Here is a 12659-nt window from a genome sequence, read left to right on the forward strand (position 1 = left end):
ACCTCAGCCACCGAGCTCTTGGTTAAGCCTTACAATTTCCTTGTGCATTGCTTTGCGGATTCGCATTTTATAAACTCGCACGCTACTCTCGGCCACGTCAAAACGTTCGGCGAGTACAGCGTTATCTTCTTCGTCTAAGGAAGCTTCAAAAACTTCTTTGGCTTGTTTGGGGAATTGATCCTGGAGGTTTTCCCAAGCTAAATTCGAGACATAACTCTGCCATTCTTTTTCGGCAATTTTATCAATTTCGGCATCGGTAATTAAATCGAGGTTTTGTAAGAGATTGTCGTAGCTCACATTCAAACGATTATTACGACTCGATCTGAGTTTAAAAAAGCTGTAAACTTTATTGCGTATGACAACGCATAACCAAGTGCGAAAGCGACATTTTTCTCTATCGTAACTGTAATTGGGAATCGCCTTCCAAATTTTTAATAAAATTTCCTGCAAGATATCCTGACTATCTTCCACGCCGACTCCAAGGTTGCGAATGACGACGTAGATATAACCCTCGTAATAACGGACAAAGTCATCCCATGAATGCTCGTCCTGATTCGCTTGTAACTTCTGTAAGAGAGTCACGCGCGTTTGATTACTATCTGACATATTTTGGCCCTTGAGTTTATATATAATCGTCTGTAGGCTCAAAAATTCCAATTTTTTCTGTCTCCACATTTAATTTTTTTTACTATATGTCATTCAAGTTCAAGTTTTTTAAGGACTTAAGTCAGCTCGGAGTTCAAGCAATCAAAAATACCTGCGCGGTAAAAAACTTAGCTAGAGCTTCTTTTCGCTTAGTTTTTTAACTCTAAAACACATCTTACTTGGCTTCATAGGTATTAAACTTTAATAATTCCCGTCTGTTACGATATATCACTTTTGCCGATTTGTTCTTCGCATAAAAAAGGCCCTCACAAATTGTGAGGGCCTATCAATAAAAGTGTTAAATAAGTGGAACTTAGGGGTAATAAGAAACTCGTTCTTTAGATATCGCTTTAACTCTTTGTGGGTACTGGATCGTTGCTTGCCCAGAAAGGATTCCTGCTTTCACGAGAAAGTCATCCGCATGCTTTATCGACCAGTAAAAGAATGGATTATTAGGATTGCGGCCATTGCAAAAGCCGTGCTTACCATCTTGGCCAATATAGAGTTCTGTTTTATTTGATTGAGCTTTCATACTCTTGTGAAAATCGACCATTTCTTGTACGGGAATTGCCTTGTCATTTCCACCGGAGAAAATGATCATTGGCGGTAAATCCGCAACAACATTATGCGTTGGTGACCACTCTTTTTTACATTTAAACCAAGGATTATAGAGTATGATTGCTTGAGGTTTTGCGGAAATCGCAAGGTCGTAAACTTCGTCATTGACTTTCGGAATCATAGCCGTTGAAGCCGCTAGTTGAGCACCTGCGGAGCCACCTGCCACAACAATTTTTTCTGAATTGACTTTGAGTTGGCTCGCATTTTTGCGTAAATAGCGAATCGCGGACTTCGCATCTTTCATGCATTCAAAAGGAACTGTGATCTTATCCTCATCTTTTAAACGGTACTTAACCGATACCGCAATCATGCCACGGCTTGCCCAATATTTACAGTCGGCATAATGCATATTAGGATTCCCGACTCTCCATGATCCACCATGAAAAATAGCTATGGTGGGAAACTTCTTTCCTGCTTCATAATTTTCTGGCAAGAATACTGAGAGCTTAAGGTCTTTTCCCGCCACTGATTTATAGGTCCAGTAAGTATCTGGATCGGGGATATTGGCCTTTGAAAATAGATTCAAAGAAAGAAACCAAAATAAAACAATTTTATAAAACATAAGATTCCTTAAAGAGTATGATTTATTAAACTAAGTGAACTGATTTAAACTAATGCTATTTGCTGTAGGCACAAAAAAGCCCCGCTTAAAGCGAGGCTTTTTATTACTTACTTGTAAGCTTTTAGTTGAAGTGCTTTTAGGTTGAAGCCTTCCCAGTTGCCTTTCTTAGTTTTGAACACAACTTTTTGCTTTCCTGCTTTGTCGAATTGAACCACACCTAAGCGCAAAGTTCTAACGCGTGGTAAAAGACCACGACCAAACATGCGTTTCGATGGCATGCGGTCACCTGTGTCGAGAGCTTGAATCGTCATCGCTGTTTTACCCGCTAAGACTTCGAATTCACTATAATCCGCTTTGTCATCACAAGAATAAGTCATTTCTAAAGCGTACTTACCTGGCTTACGAACATTCACATCCCAGCTCGCTTCACTTGTTGGAGTCCATTTTTTAATCATTTCAGCATGCTTCCACTCACCAAATTTTTCCATCCAACGCAATTGCACGACTGCACAATCTTTTTGCTTAGAGAAGAGCGAGAAGAGATTAGCTGTTGTTTCGCCGTCGAAAGCCAAACTATGATCAACTTTTAATTTGCCGTCGTATTTAAGCTGAATCACTGGGTTAATTGCATCAGGCTTAACCTTAGGAATGCTAACGATTGTCCAGTCACCTTCTTTACTTACTTTTACATTGCCTTTGAGATTGAGAAGTGCTGCGCCAGATATTTTATTACTTAAACCTGGAAGGTAAATTTTACCACTTTGGGGCCAATCGAAGACGTGAAGGAAAAGGTTACCATGATTAACTGTTACATCTCCCCATGGAAATGCTTTGTGCCAAGGTGAAGCTTCGGCACCATAAATTGTTCCTGCGTGATTTTTGATCCACTGACCTGCTACCAATAATTCTTCGCTTGCGCCTTTTGGGATTGAGCCGTCACCACGAGGGCCAACGTTCAACATGTAAGTCCCGCCACGAGCGACAACTGAAATCACATTCTGGGCAATTTGCTCACCGCTTTTCCAGTTTTCGTCATACCAAGCGTAAGACCAAGAGTTATTCGTTGTATCGACACATTCCCATAAACCACCAACGTTCTCTGGTGGAATCTCCATGTCACCTAGTGAAGAGTAGTCTCCCACACCATTACCAATGCGACTATTAATAAGGCAGCGTGGTTGGTGTTTTTTCACCAAGTTCACTAGTGCCATGGAATCTTCTTTGGTCATCTTACCTGGGGTATCAAACCATAAAACTGCGAGATCGCCATATTGAGTAACAAGCTCTTTTACTTGTGGCTCACATTTCTCTTTAAAGTATTTAGAAAAGTTGGCTTCTTTAGGATTAAAATCCCAGCCATTACCGAAGGCATCTTTTTCGTTCCAGTCTTGGTACTGAGAGTAATAAAAACCAAAGCCAATACCTTGTTTACGGCATTCATCTGCCAATTCTTTCAGTGGGTCACGACCGAAGGGGCTCGCATCTTTAATATTATAATCAGAAGCCGCTGAGTCATACATCGCAAAGCCATCGTGGTGCTTGGCCGTAATAACGATGTACTTCATACCACTCTGTTTCGCCAAAGTTACCCAAGCTTTTGCATCGAACTTTACGGGGTTAAAGTCTTTAGCTAAGGCTCTGTACTCATCCACAGAAATACCAGCTAAATGCTTATTCATAATCCATTCGCCGATGCCGAAGTGTGTCTTGCCTTTCCAATCACCTGCGAGACCCGAATAAAGACCCCAGTGAATAAACATGGCATACTTAGCTTCTTTAAACCAAGCACCGCGCTCACCTGCATCTAATTCTAAACGCTCACCCCATAATTTATCCATGTCGGTGTCGACAATTTCCTGAGGTACGGCATTCGCCACTTGTAAACTCATCATTGCTGTCATCGCAAATTTCGATGTTATCGATAATAGTTTTTTCATATTATAATTCCTAAATGTGTTGTGTTATTTCACTATCAAACAAGGTAAGTTCGCATTTGTTACACCGAAATACGAATTTTTTGGGAGACTTTTTAAATATTAGTCATACAGATTCTCAACTGTAACAACTCACTCTATATTTATGACACAGATGGTGAGTTACATCGCAATGAGTTCTCACTTTAAATAGTCCACATCTAATGCGGGGTTTAGTACAAGAGCTAAAAAAATGCGTGACTCGCTGTAGATGTACATACCTCGTTAATGTGGGTAAGCATGTGATAAATTAGGCTTATATCGATTCATTGAATTACTTGAGCAAGCAATAAAAAAGCCGAATTTGAGAATTCGGCTTTTATAAAATATTGAAAACTTTCATGATTATCCAGTTAACAATGTATATACATCTACAGCATATATAAATTATGGTGAAACCATTAAACTTTAATTAGCTTAGGGCAAAGCCCTAAGACAAACCAAGGGAGAAACATAGCATGCATTTAGGTATGGAACTGAGAAGGCTCTTTAAGTAGTGTACCTAAAGGCACACAATTTTTTACCATTGTACTAAACCCCACATTACATGTGGGGCTATTTAAAGTGACATCGCTCTGCGATGTAAGTTCTCATCCTTAACTGATAGTACGCTTAGCCAATAGTACTCACGGTCAAACGTGATCTACAAAATTTGGCAAAGAAATGGCAATAACCTAAATTGTAATTCCACAAAACAAAAAAGGATATTGCCATGAAAATGTATACTACAAAAACAAAATTTCACTGCGGAATTGATCTTCACAAATCGATGTCTTATATCTGCGTGATGGACAAAGAAGGAAAAATATACGTGCACACAGAGATCAAAAATAATGACTTTCAGTACATGAAGAAAATCCTCTCTCCTTATTGGGATGACCTTACTATTGCCTGCGAAACTACTTACAACTGGTACAAATTATCTGATTTTTGTGAAACAGAGCCCGTTCAATTTGCCCTAGGCCATGCCCTTTATATGGGAGCAATTCATGGAGGTAAAGCAAAGAACGATAAAATAGACAGTAAAAAAATAACAGATTTGTTACGAACTAATCTCCTGCCCAAAGCGTATGCTTGTCCACGTCGGTTTCGTTCTCACCGAGATCTACTACGCCGTCGAATCAAGCTCGTGAGTATTCGCTCAGGTATATCAATTTATCTTAATCTCTTCGAAGACCAAAATAATTTAAAACATAGTTCTGCTGAGCTTCGACGAAATGCAAAGTCATCACTTCAGTTCATGGATCTTCAGACATTCCTACCAGAAGATCATCCTATGGCTCGAAACTATCAACTCAACGCCGATTTACTAAAGATGTTTACTGATCAGTTAAAACAAATAGATAAGGACCTTGTGAAATTCACCCTTGACTCTCAGTTCAAAGAAGATTTTGAAATAGTGAAATCAATGAAAGGTATCGGAGATATTTTAGGTATGACTCTGGTTTATGAAACTCATGATATTCAAAGATTTAAAACTCCAGGTGATTATGCAAGTTACTGTCGCGTTGTTAAATGCAAAAAAGAAAGTGCGGGAAAAAGTTATGGTTATAGTGGGACAAAAATGGGCAACCCTAACTTAAAGTGGGCCTTTGGTGAAATCGCAATGTTAGCAAAATCAGATCCAGTAATGAAATTCTTTGCCGATGAACTCGATCAACGTCACGGTAAACGCAAAGGACGATCCATCTTTATACATAAAATATGCCGAGCTATTTATTTTATGCTTTTACGAAAGAAACCTTTTGATCCTATCGATTTTTTCGGCAGAGAAAAATATGAGCGACTCACAAAAAAAGTTCATTAAATAAATTTAGTACCTCAGTCATGAACCTATTGATTACCCTTGTTCCGTCGAGACAACTTAACTGATTAGGATATGGCTGAGTGTACACTTTACACTCACAGCAATTTACTGATGATGACCCACTCCTCCCCGAGCCCCTAAAACCCTGGACAGTCCAATAGAGAAGGACTGAGCCCTAACACCCAACTGAATGGGACGGCGAGGATATGACCGTTAGGAGTTTCTAAGGCGTTGAGCGCAGCTAAAAGAAAAAGTTGGACTGATCAACACGGTTCCTTTAAAACCGTTGACCTTATATGGATGGCTGGAGGGCTTCACTTTTGTGAAGACTCGTACCCACAAAGTTGAAATCAAGATGGGCACAAAGTAAAGAGCTAATTCTAAGCTTCGTTTTAAGCAAAAATAACAAAAAACGGATACAATAGATTATTGTCTACTTGACAAATATGGCTAAATGGATGGGTAAATGGATGGGTAATCGTAAAAACTTTTGTATTCGCTGTGTGACTAAAACCCTATATTTAGTTTTTAGGGTTTTGGTAGGTCTCGTTACAATAAAACGGAACTTGTCCTGATGAATACTTATTATAATTAAAGGTTTTGGGTTCAGTCTCAAATATTCTCGCGTAGTAAATGAATTCAGCATGACCATCGGCAAATAATAGAGGGAATTTTAACGACTCTTCAAAATGCCACATGAAGTTATTTGGAGAGTTATTTGGTTCACTATTAGTGCCCCATTTTCCCATGAGAGATCTAGCACCAGTTAGAACATAATGTTTTGGTACTTGCACTTGGGTTAAAAATTGGTCTTTGCCCCAGGTGGCGTGTTCATTCCAGTGATAACTACTTCCTCGTATTTCAAAAGTTGTTCGACCATCAGGCTCTCTATAACCACCATTATGACTCCAGTTACCTTTATCAGATGGGCATTCCCACATTTTGGTCGATATGCCTTGGTACTCTTCGTAAGTATCCCATACCTCATTACGCCTTAAAGAAAACATATTATCGTTATCTAATGTATACATAAATGTACCAACTCCAATTTGCTTTAAATTACTTAAGCAAACGGCAGCTTTGCCTCTTTCTCTAGCTTTTTTTAAAGTAGGTAAAAGCAAACTGGCTAAAATGCCAATAATGGCCACGACAACCAAAAGTTCTATTAAAGTGAATCTCTTCCCAAAAGACCTCGTATTTAATGACTCCCCAAAGTTTTTGTCATTTTTCATCCGTGTATAATCTCTTTAAATATTAAGTAGTTATATAAGGTATAAACTAAAACAGGGATAAAAACAAGTTAAAAATAAATAAAATTCGTAATTTATTTATATTAATTACGTAATTAATTATATTTACGCAATAAATTTACTTTTGATAAACTCCATAAAACTTAAAACACAAAAGCCGAATCCTTGTGAATTCGTCCTTTATTTAAATACATGATTATCCAGTTAACGATGTATATACATCTACAGCATAGGTAAACTATGGTGAAATCATTAAACTTTAAATAGCTTAGGGCAAGTCCCAAAGACTAAGGAAGGGAGAAACATATATCATGCCTTCCATGAGAAGGCGATTACAAGTTACGGTTTACATTAAAGTTATATTATTCAGATAATTGAGAAAATCAGTTTTCAAGTGTCGATAAAATTTTGTCTTGCTTCCATTCGCACTCATTTTATGGACCGCCAAGTCCGGTGCATGATTGTATCCTATCTGATGCTGCTATCTTTAGGACGAACTATTTTATTACAACCTTGGCGTGGTTATTGTTCTAGGCATGGCCCGCAGTCATCGAATAAGACATTTGTTAAACTCTTTTCTTTTTAAATTCATTCCTTAATTTGGTTCAAAATAAATGGAGGGGAGGTTGGCTGGATTGGTGGATAATTAAGAAGCTTTTCTTAAAGCTTGTTTGTGTAATGGAATATAATCTCCCCCACTGACCCATAAGTGATGCATTAATATCGCAAGTTTCCTCGCGATGGCAACAACAGCCTTTTTCTTGGCAATTCGTCCTCCACTACTAGCAATCCTACGACCATAATTTTTAAGATCAGAAGCAGGTGAACGGTCACTTAAAATAAACTGAGCAGAACCAACTAATAAAGCCCTTAAATAACGATCTCCTTGCTTTGTGATACTTAATTGTTTGTCGATCTCTCCCGATTGATCTCTTTTGGGAGTTAACCCAAGAAAAGCTCCAATATCTCTACTCTTTTGAAAGCGTTTAGGGTCATCAATAGTTAATACATAAGTTAAGGCCGTAACTGGACCGACACCTGGTAGTTCCTGAAGTTTTATAGCTTCAGGGCATGACTCTTCACTAAGCATATAAATCCGATCATCCAATCCCTCAATACGGTTTGTTAAATCTTTAGATTCTTCCAAGAGTTCTCCTAAAGTCGATATCAAGTCATCAGGAATATGTGCAAGCATTCGTTCACCAAAACGATTTGATGCACAACTGGGTAAATCTGTTACACCAAAGCTCTTTAGTATGCCACGTACACAATTTATACACCTCGTGCGAGCCCCAATAAAATGCTCACGTACACGAATTACTGATAACATTTTTTGAGCAGATAGGCTTCGGTGCTCAATGCCATGTAAAAGTTTAGGATCCATTCGAGCTACACGAGCTATTTTCTCTGCATCTTTTTCATCACATTTATTTGTGTCCCCCCAAATCATCCGCAGTTTTCGTGCATTGGCGACAATAACCTTAAAGCCCATTTCCTTGAGAATCGAAGAAACCCACATTGAACAAGCGCCTACTTCCAAAGCTATTCGAATACTTGAACGATTCTTATATTGTTCAAAATACTCATGTAAAGCTTCGATATGATTATCAATTTGTATTTGTTCGACAACTTCTCCCATTGAATTAAGAACACAAAGGTCGTGTTTTTTGTTCCCAAGATCAATTCCGATTGTGATTTCAGGAACAGCGATAGTAATTTTAGACATGGTAGCTCTCCGTTAGTTTGTTGTGGTAACTTAATTAACGTCAGGCAAGGTCTGCTAGCAAGTGGACTTTGCCGAGGGCTGCCTTCTCATACTATCTTTAGGTATGGAACTGAGAAGGCTGTTTTAGTAGTGTAACTAAAGGCACACAATTTGTTGTCCCCGTACTAAACCCCACATTACATGTGGGACTATTTAAAGTAACATCGCTCTGCGATGTGAGTTTTCATCCTTAAGTGCTTAATCACTTAAATGTTTTAAAATACCTTCATGGATAATTTTTTATAAAAGTACGTGACATTGATCTTGTTTAGCTCTCTTTAAACTTTACTAGCTAAAGCATTTATCAATGCTATTTTCGGCGCAAATAAAATGACTGTATTTGCTTAAAGAAAGAATATTATATTGATATATTCGAATATGTGAATATAGTGCCCAAAATTTAACCTACGGATTCATTCATTTATGAAATTTTTAGACGCACTTAAAGAGCAAATTCTCGTTCTCGACGGAGCCATGGGCTCCATGGTTCAATTGCTCAAGCTCCCCGACTCTGCTTATGGTGGCGAAGAATACGCCATGCTCTCTGACTTACTCGTTTTTTCTCGCCCTGATCAAGTCCGCGATAATATTCACTTGGAGTACCTCAAAGCCGGCGCCAATATTCTTGAAACAAATACTTTTGGTGCCAGTCCTTTACGTTTACAAGAATTCGATTTTTCAAAAATGGATCTCAGCGACTTTGCCGACCTTCCCGAAGGTCTCGATTTCCTAGAAAATGATTACTATGCTCTGACTCACTACTTCAATATTCGCGGTATAGAACTCGCCCAAGACGCCATTGAAAAATACAAAAAGATGGATGAATACGATGGTCGTCCACTTTTTGTTGCCGGTTCTATTGGCCCCTCAAACTGGGTAATTTCTTCCACAGCTGCCAACCTCAACAAAACTGACTTTGCGACGATCAAGCAAAACTTTTACCTCCAGGTAAAAGCGATGATGCAGGCCAATGTGGATGTGCTTCTTTTCGAAACTCAGCAGGATATGTTGGAGCTCAAAGCTTCAATTGCTGGTGCTCACCAAGCTGCCGAAGAACTCGGTTTCAAAGTACCGATCATGGCACAAGTGACGGTGGATCAATTCAACAAGATGCAGATCTTTAATACTGACATGGAAGCCGCCTATGCTGCGGTTGGTGGTATTGGCATCGACGTCTTTGGTATCAACTGCACGCTCGGTCCTGAACTGATGCAGAAAGTGATCCCAGCTCTCGCACAAATGAGTGAACTTCCGATTTCTGTGGTTCCAAACGCCGGTCAGCCGATTTCGGTTAATGGTGAAACCGTTTACCCACTCGCTCCAGAAAAAATGGGCGAATACATGCGCGACTACGAAGCGGAAAATGGCATCAATATTGTCGGTGGTTGCTGTGGTACGACTCCGGCTCACATTGCGGAGATCACAAAACATTTAGGCGGCAAGAAACCTAAAGTGCGCGAAGTTAAACGTCGCAATCTCATTTCTGGCCCTCAAAACGCCTTTGAACTCGATGCCTCCGAAGGTCTCATTCAAATTGGCGAACGCCTCAACGTACGTGGCTCTAAGAAAGTACGTGACGCGGTAGAAGTTGAAGACAACATCGATAATGATGCACTAGAAGAAGTTGTTAACGAACAAAACCGTGACTTGGGTATCGATATCCTCGACGTCTGCATGGACTCCAATATCGTCAACACCGAAAAAGTTCTTCCAAAAGTGATTTATGATATGACCATGGACTTTGGTGGCGCTTTCTGTATTGACTCATTTGCCGTCGACGCACTTGAAGTCGCTATTGACGTCTACCCCGGTCGTCCAATCATCAACTCCATTGCTCTCGAAGAGCACAGCCCTGGCGTCAGTAAAATTGATGCGATTGTTCCCCTTACCAAGCACCATAATCCGGTATATATTGCCCTGGTAACGGATGGTGACGGGCCCGCTTTAACGGCTGATAAAAAACTTGAACTCGCCGAAAAAATTGTTGCGGAAAGCGCAAAACACGGAGTCACTCCCGATCAGCTCATGATTGATATCAATGCTTTCCCCATTGGTGCGGAATCTATTGAGGGTATGAACTTTGCTCTTGAGTCACTGAACTCACTCAAACCGATCAAAGCTATTCACCCGGAAATCATGACTTCGATTGGTGTGGGTAACCTCACTAATGGTCTTGCTAAAAAGCCTTACATGCGTGTGGTTCTGACTTCCGTTTTCCTCGATGAAGGTTACAAGCGTGGCCTCGATGCCGCAATTGTAAATCCCAATCACTTCATTCCGGTTGAATCGATTGAGCCCTACGATTACGAACTCGGTAAAAAAGTCATTTTTGATCGCGATATGGATGCTTTCGAAGAGTTGGAAACCATTGCTGAGTCACGCCGTGGTATCGTCAAAGAAAAGAAATGTTCCTATGATGACATGCCAGTTGAAGAAGCTATTTGTGAAAAAATCAAAGATGGCTACAAAGAGAAATCGGAAGGCTCATTTGAAAAGAATGAGTTCACTTACGAGTACAAAGATGCGATTGCGCTCTCGATGAAGGATATTGTCGACGTTCACCAACCTCTCGACTTTATTAACGATTACCTCATGGAAGCCATGCGCGAACTTGGTGATGGTTTTGGTCGCGGCGAAGTTTCTCTTCCCCACCTTTTGAAATCAGCAGATGTGATGAAGCACTGCATGAACTTCCTCGAAGCCTACATGAAAAATATGAGTGGTGAGAGCCTCGATGGTAAAAGAACTTTCAAAGGCACTGTTATCATTGGTACAGTTTACCAAGATGTTCACTCCATTGGTAAAGACTTGGCTAAGACTCTGCTAGAGAACTATGGATACCGAGTTATTGATCTCGGAGTTCAAGTTCCTCTCGAAAAATTTATTGACACCGCTATTGCGGAAAACGCCGATGCCATTGGCATGTCAGCCCTACTCGTACAGACTTCTAATCACATGATTACTGTTCAGCAAATGTGCCAAGAAAAAGGCGTTGACTTCCCACTTCTTATTGGTGGCGCGCCAGTGAATAGTCGCCATGCCGCTTACGTTTCTATGTATGGCCAAGATGACTTTGCTGCCATGAACGGAAAAGTCTTTTACTGTCAATCGGGTATGGATGGCGTGAACATCATGAACACCCTCATGGACTCAGGTAAACGCGATGGTCTTATTGCCGATAATACGAAAAAACTCGAGCAATTCTACCGTCTCGCCATTAAGCAGGCCGAAGCACGTGAAAAGCATGAGTCTGGACTTGATGATCGCAAAATCGACCTGAGTGACTGGAAGGCTCCAGAAGGCAAAGCAATTCGCCTTGCTGATTACAATGTCTCCATTACTGACCTCAAGCAACACTTTGATCTTCGCACCCTCTATGGCCTCAACTGGGATTTTGGCGGTAAGAAAGCTTGGGCAAAGAAAGGTGTGACTGAAGATGACCTCAATCGCATGCGCGATGAATGGGTTCAGAAGTCCGATGAAAATAACTGGATTGACCCCATCTCCCGTTTTGCTCTTCTCCCTGCACAGAGTCTCGATGAAAATACTGTAGCGGTTTACAATCCCGATGATTTGAATGAAGAGCTCGCTCAATTCACTTTTAATCACGTTGCTGGCCGTAAAGATCGTTGGTCGGTTCCGCAGTATATTCACTCCAAAAAAAGTGGTGAATTTGACCTCATTGGAATTCAAATTTCGTCTGGCGGTGCCAAAACTGAAGAAGTCATCAATGAAATGCGTGAAGCGGGTGAACTCGAAGATTGCTTCCTGCTCCAAGGTCTCTCCGATCGCGTTGCTGAAGATATGGCGGATCAAGCCCATTGTTCTGCTCGCAAATTAGCGGGTGTTGACCTCAGTCAGGGTTGTCGTTATTCACCGGGTTATCCAGCCATGGAAGATATGGCTAATAATAAAATTATTTTTGACCTACTTAAAGCTGACGAAATGGGCATTAGTATGACTGATGCCGATGAGTTTGCCCCGACTTCTACAACAGCTGCTTTTGTTGTCTTTAACCCCGACGCAACTTATCAGTAAG

7 protein-coding genes are annotated in these 12659 nt (G+C 40.4%); 2 read left to right on the plus strand and 5 right to left on the minus strand.

The annotated features are described in order from the left end of the window. Positions 1–3: 3 nt before the first annotated feature. The 3 genes from LNTAR_RS02595 to LNTAR_RS02605 form a co-directional block, all read right to left on the minus strand. Complete coding sequence (locus tag LNTAR_RS02595) at positions 4–606, minus strand: RNA polymerase sigma factor (RefSeq protein WP_040914086.1); 603 nt, start codon at positions 604–606, stop codon at positions 4–6. Between the two features lie 352 nt (positions 607–958). Continuing rightward, the gene (locus LNTAR_RS02600; protein ID WP_007277076.1) at positions 959–1825 is read right to left on the minus strand and encodes an alpha/beta hydrolase; all 867 of its coding nucleotides are present in this window, start codon (positions 1823–1825) and stop codon (positions 959–961) included. Positions 1826–1932: 107 nt separating this feature from the next. Further along, positions 1933–3762: an alpha-L-fucosidase gene (locus LNTAR_RS02605; RefSeq protein WP_007277077.1), complete on the minus strand. Its 1830-nt coding sequence runs from the start codon at positions 3760–3762 to the stop codon at positions 1933–1935. A gap of 748 nt (positions 3763–4510) precedes the next feature. Here LNTAR_RS02605 and LNTAR_RS02610 point away from each other — a divergent pair. Next, the gene (locus LNTAR_RS02610) at positions 4511–5605 is read left to right on the plus strand and encodes an IS110 family transposase (protein ID WP_007277078.1); all 1095 of its coding nucleotides are present in this window, start codon (positions 4511–4513) and stop codon (positions 5603–5605) included. 521 nt (positions 5606–6126) lie between these two features. Here the strand turns inward: LNTAR_RS02610 and LNTAR_RS26480 are convergent. Both LNTAR_RS26480 and LNTAR_RS02620 read right to left on the minus strand, forming a co-directional pair. After that, complete coding sequence (locus LNTAR_RS26480; protein ID WP_007277079.1) at positions 6127–6837, minus strand: type II secretion system protein; 711 nt, start codon at positions 6835–6837, stop codon at positions 6127–6129. A 664-nt stretch (positions 6838–7501) separates the two neighbouring features. Further along, the gene (locus tag LNTAR_RS02620) at positions 7502–8581 is read right to left on the minus strand and encodes an IS110 family RNA-guided transposase (RefSeq protein ID WP_007277080.1); all 1080 of its coding nucleotides are present in this window, start codon (positions 8579–8581) and stop codon (positions 7502–7504) included. A gap of 462 nt (positions 8582–9043) precedes the next feature. Here LNTAR_RS02620 and LNTAR_RS02625 point away from each other — a divergent pair, with 462 nt between their 5' ends. Continuing rightward, a complete protein-coding gene (locus LNTAR_RS02625; protein WP_007277081.1) occupies positions 9044–12658 on the plus strand; it encodes a homocysteine S-methyltransferase family protein in 3615 nt (1204 codons plus the stop codon). The last annotated feature ends 1 nt before the right edge of the window (position 12659 follow it).

The organism is Lentisphaera araneosa HTCC2155 (genome assembly GCF_000170755.1).
Taxonomy (GTDB): Bacteria; Verrucomicrobiota; Lentisphaeria; order Lentisphaerales; family Lentisphaeraceae; genus Lentisphaera; species Lentisphaera araneosa.

What these genes read in the sequence shown, in the direction of transcription:
- LNTAR_RS02595 (WP_040914086.1), bottom strand. Translation starts at nt 606, where the DNA reads ATGTCAGATAGTAATCAAACGCGCGTGACTCTCTTACAGAAGTTACAA.
- LNTAR_RS02600 (WP_007277076.1), bottom strand. Translation starts at nt 1,825, where the DNA reads ATGTTTTATAAAATTGTTTTATTTTGGTTTCTTTCTTTGAATCTATTT.
- LNTAR_RS02605 (WP_007277077.1), bottom strand. Translation starts at nt 3,762, where the DNA reads ATGAAAAAACTATTATCGATAACATCGAAATTTGCGATGACAGCAATG.
- LNTAR_RS02610 (WP_007277078.1), top strand. Translation starts at nt 4,511, where the DNA reads ATGAAAATGTATACTACAAAAACAAAATTTCACTGCGGAATTGATCTT.
- LNTAR_RS26480 (WP_007277079.1), bottom strand. Translation starts at nt 6,837, where the DNA reads ATGAAAAATGACAAAAACTTTGGGGAGTCATTAAATACGAGGTCTTTT.
- LNTAR_RS02620 (WP_007277080.1), bottom strand. Translation starts at nt 8,581, where the DNA reads ATGTCTAAAATTACTATCGCTGTTCCTGAAATCACAATCGGAATTGAT.
- LNTAR_RS02625 (WP_007277081.1), top strand. Translation starts at nt 9,044, where the DNA reads ATGAAATTTTTAGACGCACTTAAAGAGCAAATTCTCGTTCTCGACGGA.